This is a genomic window from Metabacillus rhizolycopersici (assembly GCF_020075705.1).
The window spans coordinates 93,542-119,025 of sequence record NZ_JAIQUM010000002.1; the positions used below are offsets into that span (position 1 = coordinate 93,542).

Sequence of the window (25,484 nt, forward strand, 5' to 3'; positions counted from 1 at the left end):
AACCAAATATTAATATATAATAATACACTTATATATTCAATAGGAAATTCATATTTTCAAACAACAAAACAGGCAAGTGTAGATAATCATTAGCAAGTTATCCTAGCCAATCTCTACACTCTCTTAGTTAATCAGTAGCCCTCTTTATATAACCATCCAATACTTTATTAAACCTTTGTAATTGAAACGCATATTCAATGACAGAAACTCCAACTGTTATGATTCTCATTTTATGATCAGGATCCTCTTTATAATTGATAAGTAGCTGCTCAAAAAATAACTTCAACTCTTCCTCATTTATTGAAATGGTATCGGAATCTTCAATTTTCACTTTTCCTTCATACTTTAAAAAATAATACTCGTGGCACTTTATCAAATGTTCAAGATACTGATCAAATAGCTTATTCTCTTCCACCTTTGTTTTACTTTGGAAGTAATGTTCATCTATTAGTTCTAAAACACCTTCTCCTTGCTTAATGGTCCTTAGCATTTGTTTAAACACGACAATTTGTCTAACATCTAAGGGATTTATTTTAGACATTTTCTCTCTTTCTTCATCAAATATCCGATAAAGCTCTTCAAGTTTTTCAATATCTTTTTTTAATATCTCCCAATTTTCTTTAAAGGTTTTTTCTGTCAGCTCATTAGAAATGGCTGTTCTAAGAAGTAGAGACAAAGTTTGAAAAGCTCCCTGTACCTTTTTATAATAACTTTGTTTGAACTTTGGTGGAAAAAGTAAGACATTGATAAGAAAAGCTGAAAATATTCCGATCATAATGATGACAAAACGGTTTAATGTAAATAACCAATCTTCATTTCCCGGTGCACTCATGATTGCTAAAACTGTAACTAATGTAAGCGAAATGATATTGCTCTCCATTTTTAATTTTAGACTTATTAATATAACAATAATTAAGACAACACCTATAATGACGGGATTATCTCCTAAAAAGGATACAGCGAATAACGCAATAATGGCACCTAATGTATTGGTCATAAGCTGATCGAGCATTTGTTTCCACGTTCGATAGATAGAGGGCTGTAAAGAAACAGCTGCGGCAATTCCTGAAAAAACAGCAGGCTCTAGTCCAAAGTAGTAACAGATGTATAAAGCAATTGTCACAGCAACCCCCGTCTTTAATGCTCGAGGACCTAAAGTAATCAAAATAAAACCCTCCACTCTAAAAAGCTACCTACTCTACTATATATCTTCATTATGTATGAGGACAACTATACATTTTAACTTTCTGCAGTAGTTAAATATCTATTTTTCAATTATCAAATGCTGACATCTCCTTCTCTCTGAACATCCTTCCTCATCCCCATTATCTTTCTATAGAAACCATTCATCATAACCTTTTCATCTTGATAAACTAAGCACTTATTCTCGACACTTTGTAAAACATGATAAAAATCTAAACCTATATCCGTACCTAATAATTTTATAAAAGGACGTATGAATCTTTGAGCAACCGTTAGCTTTTTCTCCTGCGGTACAAACTTATCTAACACCAAAAACTCCCCTTCATTTTTCAATACTCTTAGCATCTCGTTTAAGGTTTTGTGTGGATCTGGTACAACACTTAGGATGAGATTAGCTACAATAAAATCAAAAGATTCGTCTTTAAATTCAAGCTTTTGTGCGTCCATTTCTAAAAATTCAACTGAACAATGGCCATATTTCGCTTTTGCGATTCTTAGCATATCAATAGAATAATCAATCGCAACTATTTCATATCCTTTGTTCAAGAAAAAAGGAAGATCTGCTCCCGTCCCTACTCCAACAAAGAGGATTTTACTACCTGCTTCAAGTTGGACATCTTTAAATACTTTCTTTCGTGCCTTTACAAACATTTCTGAATTAAAAAAACGGTCATAAAACGGAGACCATATTTTGTAAATAAACTTATTCCAACTATTATTCAAATTTTTCTCCTCCCTAAAACACACTTTTTTTCGTGAAAATTTTCTGTCCTTCACCATACATTTATATATGAATATATAATCATATATAAATGTATTTTAATTTAATTACATAATTCTGTAAATGTTAAACTCAAAAAAGCCATTGAACATGCAATGACTTTCCATTCCTTATGGATATTTCTACAAAATACTTTCCAAGCAACAAGCTTTATGAAGCAAATAAAGCACCAATTATGTATCCAAGATAAGCGACGATAAGTCCACCACCATAGGTGATTCCTGTATAAATTAAAAATTCCCTTTTATATTTCTTTACATACAACTGTATCATTTCTAATTTGAGGGTAGAAAAGGTAGTAAAAGCACCCATAAAACCTGTCCCAAAGAAAAGGGCAATCATTGTATTAGCTTCTATCCCTGTGATAATGCCCAATATAAAGGCGCCCACTAAATTTACAGTAAGAGTACCGATCGGGATTCGGAATGAGGATTTATTATTTAACATTTGACTAAGATAAAAACGGGCTATTGCTCCAAAAAAGCCTCCAACCCCTACCAATAATAGATGAATTAGCATCACGACTGTTGTTCCTCCATACTAACTTTAAAACCTAATCGACTCATCAGTAAACCTCCAGCAATACTGACAAAAATATAGAGAATTCCTATTAGAAACCTCCCACTTTCAAACAACTCGACCGTTTCAACACTTAATGTTGAGAATGTTGTAAATGAGCCAACAAACCCTGTTCCGATAGCAGTTTTCAGCGAAGAGGAAAGGGAAAATCTCTTAAAGAAATTGGTCGTGAGCCATGACAATAAGAAGCTTCCGAATAGATTAATGCTTAATGTCGCATAAGGAAACGAACTATTCATAAAAAAAGAGATTCCAATCAAATATCGTAAAATTGCACCTAAAAAACCCGCGATGCCTACATATAAATAAACCATTATGATCTCTCCCGATTAGATAATAAAAAAGACTCCTGCTAATAATACTAGCAGGAGTCTTTAGCCAATGACAGTTAAAAGTAAACACTATCTTTGTTGTTTCAATTTAAAAGGCTACTGAACACACAATATCCCTTATAAATATTTCCGCGAAACACTCTTCCCATCATACGTAAACAGCACTGGCTTACTCTCTAACACACTTTCCAAATGAACCGGACGCCCCCAAAGTTGGTACACATACGGCATAACTTTTTCTAAATACTTTAGATCTAGCTCAATATCCTCAAACCAATGTTTTAAATAAAGTTCATTGTTTTTCAAGTAGTCTCCATCATTAACAGTGATATAAGGAAATCCGCCATTTACTCGCATACTAATAAGTTGATCACGAACCGCTTCCCACTGCTTATCTACAACCTTGTAATCTCGGCCTTGTTTTTGAAACAGATACATATCCTCGCGCATGACAAGGTCCTTCGTTAAATAATTACGAATAAATGATATATCTGATTCAACTTCGCGTACCTCAAACATTTTTTCCCGACCTGATCCAGGTTTTGCACCGAATTTTTTCATCTCTTCCGTTGGATTGTTATAGCGTTCCTCAATATCCTCAAAGATTTTCAAACCTAAATAATAAGGATTAATACTCGTTTTAGACGGTTGGACAACACCCGCATTTAGCTTAGCAAATTCAATTGATTCAGCAGATGATAAATCTAATTCACGGATGATTCGTTGATGCCAGTAAGATGCCCAGCCTTCGTTCATGATTTTCGTTTCAAGCTGTGGCCAAAAGTATAGCATTTCCTCACGCATCATCGTTAAAATGTCACGTTGCCAATCTTCAAGCTCCCGACTGTATTCTTCAATAAATAATAGGATATCCTTTTCTGGAGCTGGTGGAATCTTCCGCTTTTTCTTTTTCACTGAACGAACTGGCTCTTGTTTATGATCAAGCTTCCAAAGGTCATCATATGGGGTAATTGTTTTTTCCTCTTCTTCTACATCTATATCATTAATAGACCACGCTAGTTTTGGACGAACAAGTGACGGATCAATATGCTCTTCAATCGAAAGGACCGCATCTAAAAACGTTTCTACTTCCTGTCTTCCGTATTGAATTTCATACTGCTTAATTCTCTCTGCCGTTGCTGACATACTTTCAACCATCTCACGCTTCGTATTACCGAAACGTGCATTATTCTTAAAGAAATCACAATGAGCTAAAACGTGGGCTACAATCAATTTATTTTGGATAAGAGAGTTTGTATCTAATAAAAATGCATAGCAAGGGTCTGAATTTATAACTAGCTCATATATTTTGCTTAATCCTAAATCATATTGAAGCTTCATTTTATGAAATTGTTTTCCAAAGCTCCAATGTGAAAATCGTGTTGGCATACCATAAGCGCCAAATGTATAAATAATATCAGCAGGACAAATTTCGTATCTCATTGGGTAAAAATCTAGCCCAAACCCTTTTGCGATCTCTGTTATTTCCCCAATTGCATATTCAAGGGCCTTTTGATCAGAATCTTTCATGGTCTCCCCCCTAAGCCTATTCTTAACATAATGTATGAGCCTAAAGGAGAAAAGATGCTAATGACCAATGATGTAGTGGTGCCTTTAAAAGCAAAATCATAGTAGAAGATCTTCTCTCGTTCATGGTTGGACGAAAAAAACGATTGATTACAATTAAAAGACCCCCCTCTTCTTTCTCACTAAATCTTGAGGTTAGGATTTTACTGTCCGTTACGAATGCGATAAAGCGAGACTTCCATCAGTGGGGTTTTCCTTATACCCCACTGATGGATAGCGAGACTTATCGGGCTTTTACGGGCAGTTAGTTATCCTCCACCTTCGCCTCTTTGTGATCCACTCAAGCTTAGAGGTGGGGGTATTACTGCCCGTTAATGCGGGATAAAGCGTTAGAAACTATTTCGCTTTCACAAAATAGTATAAAAACCATACTGCATGATTTTGTTCATCTGCTGCTGCTCTTTGAAAAGCTTCTTTCACAAACTGGTTTGTTGCCTCATCTGAAATCTCTAAATAAAAATCCACTGTCTGTTGCTCATCTTTTAAGGCGAATTCCAAGCCATTCAAATAGGTGTTGGGACATTTTTCACTAACTTTTGGTTCTGGCTGACGTCCAGTTAAACTGCCATAAATTTGAACAAACTGTTGAAAATGTTTCACTTCATCTTGACGAATTTCAAGAATTTGTTTTCTTACCCCTTCACTTGAAGCCAGTTCTGCCAACTTCGTGTAACAATGAATCGCACTATACTCCCCATTAATCGCCTTTTCGATATTAGATATCAACTTATTTGTTTGTCTATTTGAGTTATCGTAATAATACATATGTTAACCTCCCTTTTCCACTCCTTTATCTTACGAATGTTAAAAGAGGAAGATGCCTAGATAAAGCCATAGTTTTAACGCGAACACTTGCATTTCACTTAGCTGTTGTCTATTGAAAATCCATTCGAGAAACAAAGATACTAGATTCATACTTACCAACACCCTTGTTATAGAACACCAAAAACTGACGATCCAATGTAGCAATCTGTAAAATTAAGTTCATTGATTGAAGAATTGGGAATGAAATGTGGTAAGATTGAATGAGGCTTCCTATGAAATTGATATCTATTCTCTTTCATGTCGGATAAATTCGTTTATTTTAATATGTGAGGTATTTTTCATGAGATTAACAAATTACACTGATTACTCGCTTAGGATATTAATTTATTTAGCAACAAAACCCGAAAATGAACTTTCTAATATAAAAGAAATTGCGGACATTTATAATATTTCAAAGAACCATTTGATGAAGGTTACCTATGAACTAGGCAAAATGAATATAATTGAAACGATTCGTGGACGGAATGGCGGAATACGCTTAGCTCACTCCCCAGCTGACATTAATATCGGAGAAGTCGTCCGCAAAACAGAAGAAGATTTCCATATTGTTGAATGCTTTGACGATGATCGTAACCAATGTATCATCTCTCCCGTCTGTGGTCTAAAGCATGTTCTAAATAAAGCATTACTTGCATACTTAGATGTACTTGATCAGTATACCTTAGCTGATTTGGTTACGAATCAAGATTCGTTATTGGCTTATTTCTCGATGAAAAAAGAGTAGATACTTAAGAGAATGCGTCGGAGAACGGTAAATGATATCCCATTATCTAAAAGTCCAGCTTTTTTCTCTGTTTATCATGATTCTCAAGGGCCTATCTCTTTTCATACTCCAGTAACTTTTCTTCAGCCTTCATATCCCTAGTGCAGACAAATCTAAAACGCTCTAAACGATGAATTTAAATATTAAAAAACTGATTTGCTCAAATAGCTGTCAAATTAAAAAATACGAACGAAAAAGGCCAATTTCCTTTCATAGTGAAGAGATTGGCTCTTTTCGTTCGCCATATTTATATAGTATAAGTGCCATTAAATGCTATTTTAGCAAGCGGTAATTTATATCAAGAACATAAACTTATAACTCAAACTTCGCAGGGGGAAGCCAGCAAATAAGCCTTGATATAGTTAGGTAGGCCGCCACTCCATTGCCTTTACAAAAGTAAAAGTGAACATTGCATTAATACCAATACCCAGTACTGACAATACCAGCAAGTATTTCTATTTTAATCGTTGTTTGACGTTTTTCATAATTCTATATCCCAACGTTAATATGCTCAAATGCAGTAACATCAAATAATCCTTTATCCGTTAATTTTATTTCTGGGATGACAGGTAAACATAAAAAGGATAAAATCATAAAAAGATTTTGTGATTGGTTACCCACAACTTTTTCAAGATTTTCATGTAAGCTTAATAGTTGATCCACTACCATTTCATACGGTTGATCAGACATTAACCCTGCGATTGGAAGTTGAACTTGCGCCAAAATTTCACCTTTATCAACGATCGCTAAACCACCTTGCATGTTACGTAATGCTTCGATTGCGACGATCATATCCTCGTCATTCGTACCAGCTGCTACAATATTATGTGAATCGTGAGCTATTGTTGATGCAATTGCTCCAGATTTTATTTTTGTCCCGTGAACAATCCCTAAACCAACATTACCAGTATGATGATGTCGTTCACATACAAGCATTTTTACATAATCCTTTTCTAAATTGCTTTTAAAACAGCCCGCTTCAATATCTACATGGTCAACTCTTTTTCTTGTGATTATTTTCCCTGGTAAAATCTCGATAATATTTGCCTTTTGACCTTCTTCAAGTGGTATTTGCAACATTTTTTTTGTGATTGGTTGGATGTTTACCGATTGCATAATTGATATCGGAATAGCTACTTGTTCATAATTTAACGTGCTATTTACGTTAATAATTTTGCCATTTTTGATTACTTTATGAATGGTTAAATCATGAAGATTATCGACTATTAATAAATCTGCAATATATCCTGGCGCTACAGCACCTTTGTTTTCAATTCCATGGCATACTGCATTATTAATGGTTGCCATTTGGATTGCAATGAGAGGATTAAGCCCGTTTTTAACAGCAAGTTTTATTGCGTGATTTATTGTCCCTTCAGCAATTAATTCATCAAGATGTTTATCATCTGTGCAAAAGGAAAATCTCGTACTATTTTTTTCTGTAATAGCAAGTAAAATTGCTAATAAATCTTTGGCAGCAGAACCTTCTCTTACTAAGACGTTAAAACCTTTCCTCACTCGAGTTATTGCCTCATGCACATTGACAGCCTCATGGTCATTTCTTATCGAAGCTATACTATATATATCTAGTACTTCATCACTTAAACCCGCGGCATGGCCATCAATGATTCCTTGCTTTTTTCTAACCATTTCAATTTTTTCCATCAAAGATTGTTCTACATTCACAACTGAAGGATAATCCATTACCTCAGCTAAACCAATGACCTCATCATATGCCAAAAATCCTTTCAAATCTTGAGCGGAGACTGTTGCCCCGTTGTTCTCAAATCTTGTTGCAGGAACACTAGATGGAAGTTTCATTAAGATATCCACAATAGAATTTGAAGCATCATCTATCATGAATTTAATTCCTTCTACCCCTGATACATTTGCAATTTCATGTGGATCTGTGACAACTGTTGTGATTCCATGCTTTATGATTGCTCGAGAGAATTCGGCTGGTCTCACCATTGTTGATTCAATATGAATATGTCCATCAATTAATCCAGGAATTATGTATTGATTTGATACATCAATTGCTTTTTCATTTGATTCAAAATGACCAATTCCAACAATATACCCTCGATATATAGCAACATCAGCTTTAAAGATTTCTAAAGAAAACACATCGACAATCTCACCGTTCTTTAAAATAAGATCTACTGTTTGAATATTTTTAGCTTTTTCAATTAAGTCTGAAATTAAATTCATCATACCCATCCTCCGTTTATAAAAAGAAGGCGGATAAGTTATCTACAAATAACTCTACCACCTTGCTAATTGTTATTTACTTTAACCTTCTAAACGATTTTTAACTTCATGAAAAGTTGGCATTCCTTGTTGGGCCCTAATTTCTCAACTGTAAGAGAAGCTGTAGCATTTACGAGTTGAATATTTATTTAAACCATATTCTCCTGCAATAGCATAAACCCCTTACTATCAGTTTAGCCATCCCTCTTGCTACTGACAAATTGCTACACTTATACTACCCATTTATTACATTTATTCTAACGAACGATTTTCGCAAAAGCCAGTAAAAAAAGCGTTGGAGTGGATATCAATCACTTCTCTATTCCCTTAAAGACCAAAAAACGCTCCTATAAACTAGGAGCGCCTTTTATTTTTACTACATTCACTGTTATAAGTTTGGCTGTTTTCGGATTAAACACCACATCGACATTTACAATAAATACTTCATTCCTTTGCTTTACCTTAACATGGAATATATCCTTTGCTTCTTCTTCATTAACGGCTTCACGTTTTACATATTTGTAATCAATAAGTTGTGAATCAGGATACTTTTCCTTTACAGATGAAAGTGCAATCCGACTCCACTTTTCATAATCAACTTCCTCAACATTCTGTTCTCCATATGCTTTTATGCCGGCTGTTAAAATAAGCGTTAGTGCTACTAATGTGAAAAGTATTTTTGATACGGCATTCTTTTTCATCATTTCCTCCATCCTCCTTTAATACTGCCATTAATTTACCCCAATTTTTAAAATCATATTCTTATCTAAAAATACAGAGTGTGACAATCCTTTTTCGCATCACTGCAAAAATTCACGTACTGCATACTTTGCCATAACGAGCCCTACTTCTTTATTTCGGTCCCACTCTTCATCAAAAACTGAAATAGGAGGATTTGTTTCTTCAACGGGAAAACTAAGCTCGATTGTTACCGCTGGTCTTTTATATGTTTGAATAAACCAATCAGTGAACCCCCCTCCAATTGCATTACTTGGTGGATATTCAATTGTATATCCCGTTACGTCTGCAATCTTTTCAACTAATCGATAATCCCGTTGAAGATTCCAAATTTCATTAAAATAGTACCAATAAATGACACGACCGGATGTATGGTAAGAGGCTGATATCAAAGGATTGATTTGTTTAGTGAAGGACAAAAGTGCTTTTGTTTCTTTTGCTTCAAGAGACATTTGTCCTTTGTAATGTGAATAAGATGCATTTGTCCGGTTCCCCTCTATTCTTTCCCAACCAGCTGGATATTGACGATTAAGATCCACACCTAACCCATTTGCCTTCCATCTTGAAAAGTCTTCTTTCCCTTCATTCATCCCTACATATACATCTTGTAATAGAAGTGGCAGCTTTTTTATGCCTTCTTGTTGGATTGTCACACCGTCAGGATTGACCATGGGGACAAACCAAATTGATATACTATCCAATACATTAGAATCATGTCCATATAACGAGTTACCTTCCTCAAATGCCAATGCATATTCTTCAATCATCTTCATGATGACATGTGTTGAGAGCCACTCTCGTCCATGATGACTACCTGTTATAAAAATCGATTGTGCGCCATTTCCAACCTTAACGGCTAAAAGATCTCTTCCAAATTCGGATTTGCCGATTGATTTCATCTCTAACTGGTATGTTTTAGCAAATTCTTGTAAGTGATCCTTCATTCGCTCATATGTATACTTTTCTGTTGTGGCAGCATGACCATGAGTAATAACTACAAAGAAAAAGAAAAACAATAAAAAAAACGTTCTCAGCATTTTTATGTACAACACCCTTTTTCTTTTTATTTTTCCATTCCATTTTCTTTTTATAAGGGAAATGACTTCCAAACCCGTTTTAACAAAATCACCAAGTTTTTCACAGTAAGAAAAAAGGAAAAACACATACAATAATCATATCTCCTTAAGATGGAGGGATACAATTGAACAATGTTGATTACGATAAGGCACTGTATTACACACATCGTTCACAATGGGATAACCTACTCATATTAATGGTCCGAACAAAAGACGATTTTCTTTCTAAGAAAATTGAACTTTTTTTACATGCATATAACTACGAAAACGACTACAAGGAAGTCGAAAAACAGTTATATTCATTGCTTAGATATATTGATCACGCTGGTGAACCACAGGAGATGGAATATCTTCAACAGGTATAAATTAACGGATGCAGTTTGATTGTACTCAAACATAAGCTTATTTATTCGTGCGAGACTACAATTCAGTTTAATCCGAAAACTAAGGTCAAACATTGAAAAAGAAGCTGGCACTTGGATAGTATGTATCTTACTATCGAATGTCAGCTTTTTTTTGCATTTCTATACACCTTCTACAATCTATTTACAATGTACAAAAGAAATTACTTACTAAATTTCCGATTTTCCCCTTTTATCCTAAGAAATAAAAACCTCTAAATATTCTCCATTTGTTGACACAACTGTTCATACTGTATATACTATACATATACAGTATGAACAAAGAAGGTGAATAATTTGAATATCATCATTACCAACTCAAACGATCAACCAATTTATTTTCAAATCAAAACTCAAATCAAAGAACAAATTTTGCACGGTGAGCTTATTGAAAAAGAGAGTTTACCTTCAATTCGAAAGCTCGCAAAAGAATTACAAATTAGTGTCATCACAATTAAAAAGGCATATGAAGAACTCGAGCGTGAAGGTTTTATTGAAACATTCCCAGGAAAAGGTTCATTTGTAGCTGCGCAAAACAAAGAACTTTTAAAGGAAAAGCAGTTAAAAGTCATAGAGGATCAATTAGCAAAGGTGATTAATGATAGCAAAGCTTTCGATATTCGTTTAGATGAGTTAATTGAAATATTAACATTACTATATGAGGAGTGAGCTAGAATGGAAAATCTTGTAAAAATGCGAAATGTAATGAAAAATAGAAGCAACTTTACGCTAAACAACATTAATTTAGACATTAAGAGCGGGTTTATCACTGGTTTAATTGGCCCTAATGGTGCCGGTAAAACATCTTTAATTCGTTGTATGATGAATTTAATGCATATAGATTCAGGAGAAATTACATTGTTTGGGAAGACTCATTTTGAAGCAACAAATGAGATAAAGCAGAAAATTGGATTTGTTTACGACGAAAACTGTTTTTATGAAGACCTTTCTGTTGAACAAAACAAAAAAATTGTTAGCATGTTTTACAATCAATGGGAAGACAGTGTTTTTTACTCCTATTTAGAAAGATTCCAAGTTCCAAAAGATAAAAAGATTAAGCAATTATCTAAGGGGATGAAAATGAAGTTTTCTCTCGCAATTGCGCTATCCCATCATCCACAGCTTATCATTATGGATGAACCAACATCTGGACTTGACCCCATATTCCGTAGAGAATTTCTCGATATTCTATTGGATGTTGTTCAGGATGAGAGAAAGGCAATCTTCTTTTCCACACATATGACGAAAGATTTAGAACAAATCGCTGATTATATCGCATTTATGCATAATGGTGAGCTTGTGTTCAGCGATGAAAAGGAAAATATCTTTGATCACTATGTCATCGTAAAGGGATCTAAAAAGACATTGAATGAAATGAATTCGTCGAAAATGATCGGCATAAAAGAAACATCTGTTGGGTTTGAAGGTTTACTTCAACGTAAAGATTTGGTATCACATGATAACCTTATCTTCGAAAAACCATCTTTAGAAGACATTATGTACTTAACCGTTAGGGGGAGAGAACATGCAAGCTCTTATTAAGAAAGATTTATTAACGCAACAAAAAATAGTTTATCTAAGTTGTTTAATCTGGTTTATTCCACTAACAAATTTTTTCACAGATGGAATGCCCTTTAAGCACGTTTTATTAATGACATTTTTGGCATTTTCACTGGTTTTTTCTTCAAATTTCAACACGAAAACAACGGAAGAAAGGCAAGCAATTTTTATTAATAGCCTACCTGTTACAAGGAGACAGGTTGTTCTGGCAAAATATTTTACAGGACTTATTTGGTACGGTATTTCTGCTGTCTTTGTCACATTTTATGTTTTATTATTCCACCTATTTGCACCATTTCCATCTCGAATGATTTATCTTGAAGAATATGTAATTTCACTATCCATCATGTATATATTGCTTTCTATCTTTTATCCACTTATATATGCAATAGGATATACAAGTGCATTATTTCTAACAGGAGCTATATTAGTCAGTGTTTTGATGGCTTTCCAAATCATCCTCAATTTAGCAGAGAATCCAAGATTTCCTTCCGTTAACGATTTTTTAGCAACACTTAGTCAAAATCAATGGATGATTGCAGGAATTCTAGCTTTAGTAGCGATAATAATCACCACGATTTCATATCAAGCGTCTGTAAAAATATACAATAAGGCGGATTTATAGGGATACACTTAAAAAAAGCGGACAACAGCTATTGTCCGCTTTTTCATGTTATTTACTTAATTCAGCAATCAATTCATTTACCTTTTCCATCACACCTGCTTCTAAAGCAGCTAATTGTAGCTCACTTTGCTCAAGAGTTTCACTTTTCACGCCAAAGTAAAACTTAGCTTTTGGCTCTGTTCCAGATGGTCGAACACAGAACCATGAGTTATCTTCAAGGATATATTTTAAGACGTTAGAACCTGGCAAATCAATTTTTTCCGTCGTACTAGCTTGTACATCTTGACGTTCACTTGTTTTATAATCCTCAATTGTTACGATCTGCTTACCAGCTATTTCTGTAGGAGGATTTGTTCTAAAGGATTGAAGAATGCTTTGGATTTGCTCTGCTCCTTCTTTTCCCTTTAACGTAAGTGATTGCAAGCCTTCCTTGTAAAAGCCGTACTCTTTAAAGATTTCAAGTAGACCTTGATACAAGGTTAGACCTTTCTTTTTATAAAAAGCAGCAACTTCAACAGCTAATAATGCTGCTTGAACCGCATCTTTATCACGTGCAAAATCACCGATTAAGTAGCCGTAGCTTTCTTCATAACCAAACTGGAATTCATATTGACCAGTTCGCTCGTACTCGTTAATTTTTTCACCGATAAATTTAAATCCTGTCAAAGTATCGATTGTATCTAAGCCAAATGATTTCGCAATATCACGTCCAATTTCAGACGTCACAATTGTTTTTAACACGACACCATTGCTAGGTAATGTTCCGTTTGCTTTTTTCTCTGAAAGCAAATAATGAAGAAGAAGTGCACCTGTTTGGTTACCTGTTAGCACCACATATTGACCTTCGTTATTCTTCACTGCTATACCAAGGCGGTCAGCATCTGGATCTGTACCAATAAGTAAGTCTGCATCGTTTTCTACCCCATCACGAATCGCCAATGTAAATGCATCATGCTCTTCGGGGTTAGGAGATTTAACAGTAGAGAAATTTGGATCTGGTAGTTCCTGCTCCTTCACAACTGTTACATTTTCATAACCTAATGCTTGTAGGCCCAGACGTACAGGTTTGTTTGCCGTCCCATGTAAAGGTGTGAAAACAACTTTTACATCAACTTCTTTTGAAAGTGTAGGGTTAACAGAAATTGTTGTAAGTTTTTCTGTGTATGCTTGGTCAATTTCTTCACCAATCATCTTGATAAGCCCTTGCTCTTTCAACTCTGCTTCATCTTTTACCTCTACTAACAGTTCATCTTCCACTTGATTCACATAAGAAATCACTGTGTCAGCTGCAGCTGGTGGCAATTGTCCACCATCTTCACCATATACTTTGTATCCATTATACTCCGGAGGGTTATGACTAGCTGTAATCACAATGCCTGAAAATGCATTCAAGAAACGTACTGCAAATGAAAGCTCGGGTGTCGGACGTAACTCTTCAAAAACGTATGTTTGAATTCCATGTGAAGCAAGTGTTTTTGCAGCTTCCATTGCAAATTCAGGTGACTTATGACGAGAATCATACGCAATGGCTACACCACGTTTTTTCGCTTCTTCACCGAATGAATCTATGTATGATGCTAAGCCTTCAGATGCTTTACGAACAGTATAAGTGTTCATACGATTTGTACCTGGTCCAATTTCGCCACGCATTCCACCTGTACCAAATTCTAAATCCTTGTAAAAGCAATCTTCTAGTGCTTTCTCATTTCCTTCAATGTTAACTAATAATTGTTGTAATTCTTGATCTAAATCTTGCTTATTTTTCCAACGTTGATAGCTTTTTTCCCAGCTCATCTTGACCTCCTGGATTTGTTTTTTCATTGTATTTTTTTGAAATAACATTCCTATTTTAACATATTCTAGGACTATTTACATGAATTGAAATTCTACAATTTCCGCGGAAATAATGGTGATTTATTATCGTTAGTTTTTATATGTTATTTTAAAACAGTGTTATGTGTTGTGAGTATGGTGGGACAGTTAAATAAAATTATGTTTTTATTTTATTAAAATAGAATTCCTTCGACAACAATCGACGATACTATTTCAACCGCTGAGGGGCATATTTCCATCTCACTTACATTTCCCTCTTTTTTCCGCAAAAACGTGGCTAACCATCATTGTGCCAAGTATTGAACATGAAAAAAAGCCGACTCACTAGTAATTTCTCATGAGTCAGCTCTATTGATCATTGACCATTCTTTTTATAGTTGATTGTATAGATATCTTTTCTGCGATCCTTTAATTGGTTAACGGTTCCTGATTGACGTTGACGTCTTAAAATTTCTAAATCTACATCACCGATAATCACCATTTCAATATTCGGATTACATTCACCCACGATTCCGTCTCTAGCAAATTCGAAATCAGACGGCGCAAAAATGGCAGATTGAGCATATTGGATATCCATATTCTCTGTTTGAGGAAGATTACCGACTGTTCCGGCAATAACCGTATATATTTGATTTTCAACTGCACGCGCTTGTGCACAGTAACGGACTCTTAAATAACCTTGGCGATCCTCTGTACAGAACGGTGTGAAGATGATCTTAGCCCCTCTATCTGTCACAATTCTCGCCAGTTCAGGAAATTCAATATCATAGCAAATTTGAATAGCAATTTTACCGCAATCTGTATCAAACACTCTTACTTGATCGCCACGACTAATCCCCCACCACTTTCTTTCATTTGGAGTAATATGCAATTTGTACTGCTTTTCAATTGTTCCATCACGGCGGAATAAGTAGGCAATATTATAAATCCTTCCCTCTTCCTCAACGACATGAGATCCTCCAATAATGTTCACATTATAACGTACTGCCAACTTAGTAAAAAGTTCAATATATTCCTCTGTAAATTCCGTTAATCTTTGGATAGCTTTACTCGGTGATCTTTCATCTAGGAAGGACATGAGTTGGGTGGTGAAAATTTCAGGGAATACAGCAAAATCAGATCCTGCATCTGATGCAACGTCTGTATAATACTCAACTTGTTTCGCAAATTCCTCAAATGAGTTAATTTGTTTCATCATATATTGCACAACACATATACGAACTGGATTCGATGTTTTATAATATCGCTTTGTATTTGGCTGATAATCAACATTATTCCATTCCATCAGTGTCGCATATTGAAAGGATGCTAAATCGTCTGATAAATAATTAGGATTTATTCTCATTAAAGTAAACCCATTTAACAGTTGAAAAGAAAGAACCGGATCATAAATTTTATGTAATGTCACTTGCTGCACATATTCTCTTGGCGTTAATTCATTGGCATGTTTATAATAGTTAGGAATTCTTCCACCTATAATGATGCTTTTTAAATTTAACCTTCTAGCTAAATTTTTCCTTGCTTGATATAATCGATGACCGATTTTCATTCGACGGTATTTTGGATGAACCATAACTTCTATTCCATACAAATTGTAACCATCTGGATCATGGTTTGTAATATAACCATTTTCCGTAATATCGTCCCACGTATGCCGATCATCGTATTCTTCAAAGTTAATAATCAGACTTGAGCAAGAACCAATGATTTTCCCCTCAAACTCTGCACAAAACTGACCCTCTTGAAACAGTTCAAGATGACTTTCTAAATGTTCACGCTTCCATGGTGTCATCCCTGGAAAGCACTTCAATTGCAGCTTTAATAGCTCGTCAATGTCTTTCTCTTCAATATTACGAATAATCAATTTTTTCTCAAATTTAGATAAATCTAGTTTCTCAGACATAATGGTTCTCCTTAGAAAATTATATTTTCCTTATACTTCCCATTACTATTTAGTTAAAAACTAAAATTAACTCCTTAATTTTCATAGGTGCCATTGCTTCTAGGCTGTAATCCACTTCGTCAAAATCTAAATTCTTAGTAACAAAAGTTAGTACCGTAACACAGTCCACTTAGTATCTAATCAACAGATGTGTAAATAAATTCAATCATTGCTTTTATTACTAAAATAATCCCCTTTTCACTATTATACAAAGTTTAGATTTCTATTTCACCTAACAGTAGACCACATTGAGAATTCATGTCTGATTTATAGAGAGCTATTGAACCATTTGTTTTGAGGATTGAACCACTTTTGCTCTTGATTGAACCATCTCGCTTGAGAATTGAACCACTTTGCCAAATTCTTTACTGATAAACACGTAATTTATGAAGCCAAAAGAGACCTGACTTCAGCCAGATCCCTTTACTCATGCTTACGTTGTTTTATGCTGCTCTGAAATATTCGTTAACGCTTCTCCTGCTGCTTCGTTTGACATTTGGTCTGTTGCTAAATCGCCTAATGCCACAATACCGACAAGTTGATTGTTTTCAACAATCGGTAATCGACGAATCTGATGTTGTGCCATTACCTTTGCTGCTTCTGATGCGGACATTGATGTATGACCCGATACAAGGTTTGTCGACATTACCTGCGAAATAGGTGTGTTACCATCACGACCTTCAGCAGTTGTTCGAGTAGTGATGTCACGGTCTGTAATGATACCTTTAAGCTGACCACTATCGACAACTGGAATTGAGCCAACATTTTGTTGATTCATTATTGCTGCCGCTTCCTTAACCGTTTGATTAGGAGAGACAGTTGCAATATTTGTTGTCATACAATCTCGAATTGTGTTCAAGATACTTCACTCCTTTCGAAGCATAGTATGGACAACTAATTGAACTTTACTAGTAGAAGATTTTATCAAGGATAAATAAGAAATAACAAGGAAAAATTAATAATTAAACAAAAATTTTACAATTTATCACATTTCATATTTTCTTTTTACATGATAATTTTTTTTACACTTTACCCACAATCATACTATTTTACAGTCTAATCTAAAACGATTATAATTTATTCGGATATATTTAATTTTAGGGGGGATGTCATGTCGAATACTAATGAAAAGAAAATTGAAAATTTATTATCAATTGGATGGATCGCTTCATTTATAGCAACATTAGGAAGTCTCTATTTCTCAGAAATTTTAGATTATATACCTTGTGAACTTTGCTGGTATCAACGAATCTTTATGTATCCTTTAGTCATCATCCTAGGTATTGGTGCAATTAAAAAAGATGCTTCAATCGCACTTTATTCACTTATTCTTTCAGGTATAGGTGGATGTATTTCAATTTACCATTACAGCATCCAAAAAATTGACTTTTTAGGTGATCATTCAATTTCGTGCGGAATTGTTCCTTGTACTGGACAATACATAAACTGGTTTGGATTTATCACAATTCCTTTCTTAGCTCTAATCGCCTTTACCATCATTTTCGTAACAAGCTTACTTATTTTAAAAAAGGCAGGTAAATAAGATGAAGAAAATCCTTATTTTTGGTGTAATCATCGTTGTTTTATTCGGTGGATTAGCGTTTGTAACAACTTATCAAAAAAATCAAGCTGCAGAAGGCAATGTTTACGGTAAAAATGACCTTGATAAAGCAACAATCGATCAATTAGATGATCCAAATTATCAGAATATCATTCTTCCTGATCAACTAGAAGCAAAATTAGACAACAAAGAAGATACTATTGTTTATTTCTTTAGCCCAACTTGTGTACACTGTCAAGCAACAACACCGATTCTAATGCCTGTTGCTGATGAAGTTGGTGTTGATATTAATCAATTTAACTTGTTAGAATATGAGGAAGCTTGGAATCAATACGGAATTACGTCTACTCCAACTCTGATCCATTACAAAGATGGAGTAGAAGTTGCTCGAGTAGTAGGATCAAATTCAGAAGAAAATTTCCGTTCGTTATTGACTGAGTGGAAAGCTGAGTAAGGAACAAAAGCGCAAGCGCCTTGTTCAGCAGCCTCGGGCAAATAAGCCGATCAGGAATAGAAGGTGTTTTTTACCGTCAATTCCTGATCGGCTTAGACCCAAGAGGGCTAGGAGCTGGATGTCGTGCGCTTATCCACAGTACAAGAATTTTATAATTTCCTAAGCAGTAAGAAAAAAGCGGTTCTGATACATTATGTATCAGAACCGCTTTTTTTGATTTAAATAATCCAACTATTTGCCGGCTTAATAAACTGACTAAATTCCCCTACTTGGCTCTCTGCTTCTTTAAATTGCGAAAAGGCCAACGGGAAAAAGTATCCATATTCGTTTAAATTCTGACTATTACGCTCAAACATTTCTTGATATTCTTGTTCATGTTTGCAACCATCGATATGGTCTAACAAAGCAATTAATGTTTGAAGGCTAGAAATAATTTGAAACGCATCCTTTAATGTCCCATTATACATTTGATCTGTAGCCTTTGGTTGTAGCACCCTTTGTTTTTTCCACTCCACAATCTTATGGTCTGGAAAAAACCTTGGTAGGACTTCCTTATAAATTTGTTCTACAAGTTCTTCTATATGACGTTCTTGTTCTTCCGTTGACGCAACAACAATCTTCAATTATATCACCCTTTTTTTATCGTCCTTTTCTTCTTTCTCTTTAACTCTTGTTAGCATACCACAGTCTATTTCGACATTGGAGAGGTAAGTGTTTCCGGAACTAGATTGAACATCCAATCTTTGTTCTGTATACTTTTTTCAGTAGCGTTTACTGTCAGCTCTCTAAGAAAAGCGCAAGCGCCTTGTTCAGCCTCGGGCAAATAAGACGCTCAGAGGAATAGATGGTGTTCTTTGCCTTCAATTCCTGAGTGGCTTAGACCCAAGAGGGGCTAGGCGCTGGACACAAAAACTAAGTCAAAAAATTTATACTTTTTTATCTCTAAAAAATAATAGTATGAACATAAAAGGATTGGTGATCATCATGCAACGATTCGGCGAATGGCTGGAAATCAAGATTCCTAAAGAATGGGCTCAAAACACAGTGTTTCATGTTCTATCAAAAGAACTAGGTGCTTCTAAATCACTTATCCAAAAATGGAATTCTTCTTCAGCGATAAAAAGAAATAATAGTAAAGCAGACGTCAATCATCAACTTCAAACTGGTGATCGGTTATTTTTACATATATTTGGTGACGAGGATTATGGAGTACTCCCTGAGTATCAAACGATTGACGTCTTATATGAAGATGATCATTTATTAATTGTCAATAAAAGGGCAGGAATTGACACACACCCAAATGAAGCACATCAAAAAGGAACATTAGCAAATGGAATTGCCTACTATTATCAATCGAACGGATTACAAATCAGAGTCCGCCATATTCACCGTCTTGATAAGGATACGTCTGGGGCAATCATTTTTGCTAAACATGATTTAGCCCACTCACTGCTAAATCATGCTCTTGAACTAAGAAAAATAAAACGTACGTATATCGCCATTATTGAAGGGAAACTTCCTCACCCAAAAGGAAAAATTGATCAACCAATTGGAAGAGATCGCCACCACGCAACACGGAGAAGAGTCTCTCCACAGGGACAAAGGGCAATTACCCATTATCAAGTAGAACAGTATGTAGCAACTAATCATATTTCCATTGTTTCTCTTCAACTAGACACTGGAAGAACACATCAAATCCGCGTTCATTTAAGCTCAATTGGCCACCCCATTATTGGAGATGTGCTTTATGGTGGGAAGAAAGGATTCATAGGCAGACAAGCCCTTCATGCTTTGAAAGTTGCTCTCATTCATCCATTTACAGCGGAAAAAATTGAAGTTGAGGCGGATTTTCCAACAGATATGCTTTCTTTATTGCCAAAAAATTAGTAAGAGATTCTTATTATTTTAGTCCATTCCTTTCAACCGTGTATTGTTAATCATTATGGCAATTTTCTATTTCAACAAGCCTTTCATATATTAACCAATTTCTTAAACATTAAGACAAAAAAGCCTAAATCCTTATTATCTGGATTTAGGCTGCTTTCATTTAGTCGTAACGTCTAAACATTCTTCACTTTTGCATAAATAATATAACGTTGAGGAGCGTTCCCAACATAGCTAAATGGATAACAAGTTGTAAGAATTAGCTCTTCTTTTTCATTTTGCAAAGTAATAATACTTAAATCATCAGGCTCCACAATTTTCGTTTCAGTAATCTCATATTCAAAGTTGCCGTATGGAAGAGCAATTTCAAGGGAATCTCCAATTTCAAGTTCTCCCGCCCTACGGAACACAGTATCCCTATGACCAGACAAAACAATTTGACCATTTTCAGTTGGATAATAGCTACCTTTGTAGTGTCCTACACCCTTTTCAAGATCGTCAGGGTCAGTTCCTTCAACTATAGGTAAATCAGCATTCAGCTTTGGAATTTGTAAAATACCAACAGCTTCTCCAATTGGTGGTTTATATGTTCCATCCTCTTCTTTATATATTTCTTTATTAGGAGGCGATTCGACTATCTCCTTAGCTTCAACTAAAGAAGTCGAAGTTTGCATCTTTGTGTCAACTATTTGCCAACCAGCATAACCGACGATACAAAGACCAACAACAATCAACAAATAGGATAGTTTCTTCATCTAGTTTCCACTCTTTCCTGAGTTAATAGGTACATTATATCATAGAAAAATTCACCAATATTAACAGAGTATCCAGAATTACTTAAATATTTGTTAAATCATTGTAAAGGTTGGCATACCCTTAAAAGAATAATGTATCTAATGAATATGAACCTGTGCCTATTAAAGCTACACCAAGTGCAATAACAATGATAAATGCCATATTCTTTCTTACTAGAATAATAATCATTCATTAACATCTGGATCTTAAGTTTTATAATTATCTGTAAATTCTATATAATAATAAGTAGCATTAATAGTTTGATGTACTTATTTCATCTAAATACGATTAAATCAATTATTTTAATAGTAATCATTCTTTTTAACAGAATTTATTAAGGACGTGTGGATATTGTCAAAAAAACTATTTGTTAGATCCAATACCCAGAAAGAATGGCTAAAGGAGCTGTTAAAACATGAAGAGACTTTTAAACGTCATTCACAGAAAGTCGATGAACAATCTACGTTTCCAAAAGAGAATGTTAAAACACTCGTTGATATGGGATACACGAAACTGATATTACCGCAAGAATACGGTGGTGAGGGGATTAGTGTGACAGACATGATCCTTTTCCAAGAAACGATTGCTAGTTTTGATGGTGCCACAGGGTTGGCTATCGGTTGGCATCAAGGTGTTGTTGGTGAATTGTACGAGAATAAGCTTTGGGAAGAGGACAAGCTTAATTCATTTGCTAAAGAAATAATGAACGGTGCGTTAGTGAACAGAGCAGTAACCGAAGCACAAACTGGTAGTCCTACCCGTGGTGGTCGTCCTGGAACGAATGCGGTAAAAAGAGATGGGAAATGGGTTATTTCTGGTCAAAAAACCTTTACAACGATGTCTCCAGCATTAACTCATTTCCTAGTATCTGCATGGGTCGAAGAAAAAGAGGGGATTGGTTTCTTCTTAATAGAGAGAGAGACTAGAGGCTTATCAATTAAAGAAACTTGGGACGTTATTGCCATGAGAGGCACAGAAAGCCATGATTTAGTGCTAGACAATGTTGAAGTAGCGGAAGAAAACTTTGTTGAGTTCAATCAAGGTCCAAGAGGCAATAATGTGAACGGCTGGATTCTCCATATTCCTGCTTGCTATTTAGGGATTGCACAAGCAGCTCGCGATTATGCCGTGAAATTTGCGACGGAACATGCCCCAAATAGTTTAAATGGGCCGATCAGTCAATTACCAAATGTCCAAAGTTTAATCGGTCAAATCGACTTAGAATTAATGAAAGCAAGACATTTCCTTTATAGTGTTGCGGAAGCTTACGATGATGAGTCACGTCGTCACCATATTACGAATGAACTTGGAGCAGCGAAGCATATTGTAACAAATTCAAGTATAGCAATTGTCGATAAAGCAATGAGATTAGTTGGCGCAAAAAGTCTTCAATTATCAAATCCTTTGCAAAGATATTACCGCGATGTAAGAGCAGGTCTTCATAATCCACCAATGGACGATATGACGATTTCTAAATTAGCTCAAACTGCAATTGAACAAACAGTGAAATAACAAAAGCGCTGCTGGATGTCGTGCGCTTATCCACAGTACAAGAATTTTATTGTTTCCTAAACGATTAAAAAAACTAAGGATTATCGCCATTTTCTTAAAGCGAAATCCTTAGAGGATAAATAATATAGTATCAGATAGCCCAATAAACACGAATATTGATTGGGCTATTTTTATTTATGAAAAAAATATTAGTGCCCAAAATAGCTCTCTATACTATTAAACAAACGTTAAGTTAAGTGATCAATTGTCATTTATTATAGAAATACGTTATTTAGATTGCGCAGATTTACCCTTTTTTCCCCACCACCCTTTTTTTCTAAAATACAAGGCAATCCCACAACCTAATCCAAAGATAACGATAAGAACATATAAATAGCCATAATCCCATTTCAATTCAGGCATATACTCAAAATTCATACCGTACAAGCCTGCTATAAAAGTCATAGGAATAAAAATGACGCTTACAAGGGTTAATGTTTTCATAATCGTGTTTGTATGATCTGACTTTAAAGAAATTTGCAAATTAAATATGCTTGTCATGTTTTCAATAAAGGTGTCAAAGGCATTAACGATACGTGAATAATTATGCTGTAAGTCCTGAAAATAGAATCCTGAATCTTCGTTTATATATGGAAATTCGGATTGACCAATTGATTTAATCACTTGTTCTTGAGGTTCGATAATTTGCCTTAAATCATGTAATCTTGCTTTCCAGCGGTATACATCTTTTCCAATCTTATTTTCAAATGGATCTTTAAAAACACTTTTTTCTAAAGCTTGAATTTCGTCAGCAATTTCATCGACAGCATGAAGAAACTCGATCGAAACTTTATGAATAATTTGATACAAAACATAACCAGTATGAGACATATCCTCAGGATTTTCTTCAAAGTGTTTTATGATTTCAGAAAGTAAGTGAAGGTTACTATCTTGTTCACGTGTAATGATGAAGTTTGTACCGACAAGGATATTTAATTTTACTGGTTGAAAGTTCTCTTCTATTGAAAATAAAGAGATTACAGCCTCATTTTTGTAGACATTTACCTTAGGAAGATCATTAAATTCCTCCATAAACCTTTGAGCTAATGGATGAATAGTTAACTGTTCGATGATTGTATCAAACGATTTTTTAAACGATTTATTTTCAATATGAAACCAAATAATTTCGTCCGTAGTTGGGAGAGTGAAAGTTTCGATTCGATCAAGGGTTTTAGATTGTTTATTATACTTAAGCATATTTTTTCCCCTTTACAAATAATAAGATGTTTGAATTATTATTTGTCATTATGGAATATTCATACAAAAAAAGAAAAGCAGTGGACCTTTTATGGTATCCACTGCCTATCTAGAGAGTTTCCTTTATCATTTTATTACATATTATTTCAATCCTGCTTCTACTTCTTTTACCATCATCCCCCACTGATGGTTCGTTCGCACTTATTAGACCTTTACGGACAGTAAGAATGGAATAAAATGAAAACAAAAACAGGAATGCCAGAGAGTCAGTTTTCACTGACGTTCTGGACAGCCCCTTACAGAAATTATTTACCTAATTCAGCTAAGATTTCATCGATTTTTGCAAGCTCAGATTGTAACCCGCCACCGCCTATGTACCAAAGCGGACCATCTAAGTATACGATCTGATTATTTTTGTAAGCTGTTGTTTGTTTAACAATATCATTTTCCATATCAGCTTCAATGTTAGATTCGGCACCAGTAGTTGCTGCTGTACGGTCGATTACAAATAATACTTGTGGATCAAACTCTAAAAGTGCTTCGAAACCAAAGTTAGATCCGTGAGAAGAAGCTTCAATATCATCTGTTACTGGCTTGAAACCATATGTTTCATAAATATAACCGAAACGAGATTTTGTTGCGAAACCAGATAAGTTTCCTTCATTGTACATTGTAACTAAAGAAGTTTCATAGTTACCAGCTAAAGCCTTGATTTCTTCTAAAGCTGAATCAAATTTAGCAAGTTCTTCTTTAGCTTCAGCTTCTTTACCGAACATTTTAGCTGCGGTATCTACAGAAGCTAAGAATGTGTTCCAATAATCGTCTTCTTTAGTTCCAACGAATACTACAGGAGCAATTTCTTTTAATTCTTCATAGAATGGAGCTTGGCGACCAGAGATAAAGATTACGTCTGGATTAAGTTCTGCAATATCTTCAAGTAATGGCTCTTTTAAAGAACCAACGCTTGTGTACTCATCACTTGCATATTTTTCAAGGTGAGCTGGTAAAGCAGTATCTTTAGGAAGCCCTACGATTCCTTCAACACCAAGTGCATCTAATGTATCTAACATACCGTAGTCAAATACTACGATTTTTTCTGGCATTGTTTCAAATGTAACATCTTCAAAACTAATTGTACCTGCTTCTTCACTTTCAGTTGAAGCAATTGTTGAAGATACAGTCATTGGATAAACAGGACCCTTTTCCTCTGCTGCTTCATCAGTTTTTGCAGTTTGATCTCCAGTTGTAGTCTCTTCTTTTGGTTCTTCTTTTGAAGAATCTCCGTTAGAACCACAAGCAGCAAGTACTAAAAACATAGCTATTAGTACACTAACTAAACTCCATTTTTTCATATGTATTACTCCCCTTTTACGAATTTTTATTTAAATGATTATGATAATCATTATCATTTACGACTTTTTTCATTGTAAAGTTATTAATCATTGCTGTCAATACGTTTCTGGAAAAATATTCAGAAAATTTTCAAAGCAATTAATAACATTAAAAACCTTACTTTTAAAACAACACCTCGAGAAAACAGTTATGCT

Annotated in this window: 25 protein-coding genes; 9 read left to right on the forward strand and 16 right to left on the reverse strand. The window is 34.8% G+C overall.

Going from position 1 to position 25,484, the window contains the following annotated elements:
• Window positions 1-127: 127 nt before the first annotated feature.
• The 6 genes from K9V48_RS01505 to K9V48_RS01530 form a co-directional block, all read right to left on the reverse strand.
• On the reverse strand, window positions 128-1,165 hold the full coding sequence (locus K9V48_RS01505) for an FUSC family protein (RefSeq protein ID WP_224136280.1): 1,038 nt from the start codon (window positions 1,163-1,165) through the stop codon (window positions 128-130).
• Window positions 1,166-1,278: 113 nt separating this feature from the next.
• Window positions 1,279-1,926 carry a class I SAM-dependent methyltransferase gene (locus K9V48_RS01510; RefSeq protein WP_224136281.1) on the reverse strand — a complete coding sequence of 216 codons (648 nt, stop codon included), beginning with the start codon at window positions 1,924-1,926 and terminating at the stop codon, window positions 1,279-1,281.
• Window positions 1,927-2,134: 208 nt separating this feature from the next.
• A complete protein-coding gene (gene crcB / locus K9V48_RS01515; protein ID WP_224136423.1) occupies window positions 2,135-2,503 on the reverse strand; it encodes a fluoride efflux transporter CrcB in 369 nt (122 codons plus the stop codon).
• Window positions 2,503-2,877: a fluoride efflux transporter CrcB gene (gene crcB, locus K9V48_RS01520; RefSeq protein WP_224136290.1), complete on the reverse strand. Its 375-nt coding sequence runs from the start codon at window positions 2,875-2,877 to the stop codon at window positions 2,503-2,505. The genes crcB (K9V48_RS01515) and crcB (K9V48_RS01520) overlap by 1 nt, the downstream gene beginning before the upstream one ends.
• A gap of 135 nt (window positions 2,878-3,012) precedes the next feature.
• Window positions 3,013-4,425 (reverse strand): SpoVR family protein, encoded by a 1,413-nt coding sequence (locus tag K9V48_RS01525; protein WP_224136292.1) that lies wholly within the window; start codon window positions 4,423-4,425, stop codon window positions 3,013-3,015.
• Window positions 4,426-4,818: 393 nt separating this feature from the next.
• Complete coding sequence (locus K9V48_RS01530) at window positions 4,819-5,247, reverse strand: ferritin-like domain-containing protein (protein ID WP_224136294.1); 429 nt, start codon at window positions 5,245-5,247, stop codon at window positions 4,819-4,821.
• A 340-nt stretch (window positions 5,248-5,587) separates the two neighbouring features.
• On the opposite strand from K9V48_RS01530, the gene K9V48_RS01535 reads away from it, so the two are divergent.
• Complete coding sequence (locus tag K9V48_RS01535) at window positions 5,588-6,031, forward strand: RrF2 family transcriptional regulator (RefSeq protein ID WP_224136296.1); 444 nt, start codon at window positions 5,588-5,590, stop codon at window positions 6,029-6,031.
• A 528-nt stretch (window positions 6,032-6,559) separates the two neighbouring features.
• On the opposite strand, the gene ade is transcribed toward K9V48_RS01535, so the two are convergent.
• From ade to K9V48_RS01550, 3 genes are all read right to left on the reverse strand, one after another.
• A complete protein-coding gene (gene ade / locus K9V48_RS01540; RefSeq protein ID WP_224136298.1) occupies window positions 6,560-8,284 on the reverse strand; it encodes an adenine deaminase in 1,725 nt (574 codons plus the stop codon).
• 383 nt (window positions 8,285-8,667) lie between these two features.
• Window positions 8,668-9,024, reverse strand: coding sequence for a DUF3889 domain-containing protein (locus tag K9V48_RS01545; protein ID WP_224136300.1), 357 nt, complete (start codon window positions 9,022-9,024; stop codon window positions 8,668-8,670).
• A gap of 96 nt (window positions 9,025-9,120) precedes the next feature.
• Window positions 9,121-10,095: a M14 family metallopeptidase gene (locus K9V48_RS01550; protein ID WP_224136302.1), complete on the reverse strand. Its 975-nt coding sequence runs from the start codon at window positions 10,093-10,095 to the stop codon at window positions 9,121-9,123.
• Between the two features lie 164 nt (window positions 10,096-10,259).
• On the opposite strand from K9V48_RS01550, the gene K9V48_RS01555 reads away from it, so the two are divergent.
• From K9V48_RS01555 to K9V48_RS01570, 4 genes are all read left to right on the forward strand, one after another.
• Complete coding sequence (locus K9V48_RS01555) at window positions 10,260-10,499, forward strand: YhdB family protein (protein WP_111615527.1); 240 nt, start codon at window positions 10,260-10,262, stop codon at window positions 10,497-10,499.
• 333 nt (window positions 10,500-10,832) lie between these two features.
• The gene (locus tag K9V48_RS01560) at window positions 10,833-11,204 is read left to right on the forward strand and encodes a GntR family transcriptional regulator (RefSeq protein ID WP_224136304.1); all 372 of its coding nucleotides are present in this window, start codon (window positions 10,833-10,835) and stop codon (window positions 11,202-11,204) included.
• A gap of 6 nt (window positions 11,205-11,210) precedes the next feature.
• Entirely contained in the window at window positions 11,211-12,077 is an 867-nt protein-coding gene (locus K9V48_RS01565) for an ABC transporter ATP-binding protein (RefSeq protein WP_224136306.1), read from the forward strand.
• Window positions 12,061-12,720: an ABC-2 transporter permease gene (locus tag K9V48_RS01570; RefSeq protein ID WP_224136308.1), complete on the forward strand. Its 660-nt coding sequence runs from the start codon at window positions 12,061-12,063 to the stop codon at window positions 12,718-12,720. Before K9V48_RS01565 ends, K9V48_RS01570 begins: the two co-directional genes overlap by 17 nt.
• 48 nt (window positions 12,721-12,768) lie before the next feature.
• Here the strand turns inward: K9V48_RS01570 and K9V48_RS01575 are convergent, their stop codons facing one another.
• The 3 genes from K9V48_RS01575 to K9V48_RS01585 form a co-directional block, all read right to left on the reverse strand.
• Window positions 12,769-14,514, reverse strand: a complete 1,746-nt coding sequence (locus K9V48_RS01575) for a phospho-sugar mutase (protein ID WP_224136310.1) — start codon at window positions 14,512-14,514, stop codon at window positions 12,769-12,771.
• 394 nt (window positions 14,515-14,908) lie between these two features.
• Window positions 14,909-16,456 carry a bifunctional GNAT family N-acetyltransferase/carbon-nitrogen hydrolase family protein gene (locus tag K9V48_RS01580; protein ID WP_224136312.1) on the reverse strand — a complete coding sequence of 516 codons (1,548 nt, stop codon included), beginning with the start codon at window positions 16,454-16,456 and terminating at the stop codon, window positions 14,909-14,911.
• Window positions 16,457-16,928: 472 nt separating this feature from the next.
• On the reverse strand, window positions 16,929-17,354 hold the full coding sequence (locus tag K9V48_RS01585) for a CBS domain-containing protein (protein ID WP_224136327.1): 426 nt from the start codon (window positions 17,352-17,354) through the stop codon (window positions 16,929-16,931).
• A gap of 252 nt (window positions 17,355-17,606) precedes the next feature.
• On the opposite strand from K9V48_RS01585, the gene K9V48_RS01590 reads away from it, so the two are divergent.
• On the forward strand, window positions 17,607-18,038 hold the full coding sequence (locus tag K9V48_RS01590; protein WP_224136329.1) for a disulfide oxidoreductase: 432 nt from the start codon (window positions 17,607-17,609) through the stop codon (window positions 18,036-18,038).
• 1 nt (window position 18,039) lies between these two features.
• Entirely contained in the window at window positions 18,040-18,510 is a 471-nt protein-coding gene (locus tag K9V48_RS01595; RefSeq protein ID WP_224136331.1) for a thioredoxin family protein, read from the forward strand.
• Between the two features lie 218 nt (window positions 18,511-18,728).
• Here K9V48_RS01595 and K9V48_RS01600 read toward each other — a convergent pair whose 3' ends face one another.
• Entirely contained in the window at window positions 18,729-19,133 is a 405-nt protein-coding gene (locus K9V48_RS01600; protein ID WP_224136333.1) for a DUF5365 family protein, read from the reverse strand.
• 361 nt (window positions 19,134-19,494) lie between these two features.
• On the opposite strand from K9V48_RS01600, the gene K9V48_RS01605 reads away from it, so the two are divergent.
• Window positions 19,495-20,397, forward strand: a complete 903-nt coding sequence (locus tag K9V48_RS01605) for an RluA family pseudouridine synthase (protein WP_224136335.1) — start codon at window positions 19,495-19,497, stop codon at window positions 20,395-20,397.
• A gap of 173 nt (window positions 20,398-20,570) precedes the next feature.
• On the opposite strand, the gene srtD is transcribed toward K9V48_RS01605, so the two are convergent.
• The gene (gene srtD / locus K9V48_RS01610) at window positions 20,571-21,149 is read right to left on the reverse strand and encodes a class D sortase, LPxTATN-specific (RefSeq protein WP_111615519.1); all 579 of its coding nucleotides are present in this window, start codon (window positions 21,147-21,149) and stop codon (window positions 20,571-20,573) included.
• Window positions 21,150-21,540: 391 nt separating this feature from the next.
• On the opposite strand from srtD, the gene K9V48_RS01615 reads away from it, so the two are divergent.
• Complete coding sequence (locus K9V48_RS01615) at window positions 21,541-22,701, forward strand: acyl-CoA dehydrogenase family protein (RefSeq protein ID WP_224136337.1); 1,161 nt, start codon at window positions 21,541-21,543, stop codon at window positions 22,699-22,701.
• 267 nt (window positions 22,702-22,968) lie between these two features.
• Here the strand turns inward: K9V48_RS01615 and K9V48_RS01620 are convergent, their stop codons facing one another.
• Entirely contained in the window at window positions 22,969-23,937 is a 969-nt protein-coding gene (locus K9V48_RS01620) for a magnesium transporter CorA family protein (RefSeq protein WP_224136339.1), read from the reverse strand.
• Window positions 23,938-24,242: 305 nt separating this feature from the next.
• Window positions 24,243-25,289: a siderophore ABC transporter substrate-binding protein gene (locus tag K9V48_RS01625; protein WP_224136341.1), complete on the reverse strand. Its 1,047-nt coding sequence runs from the start codon at window positions 25,287-25,289 to the stop codon at window positions 24,243-24,245.
• Window positions 25,290-25,484 lie beyond the last annotated feature (195 nt).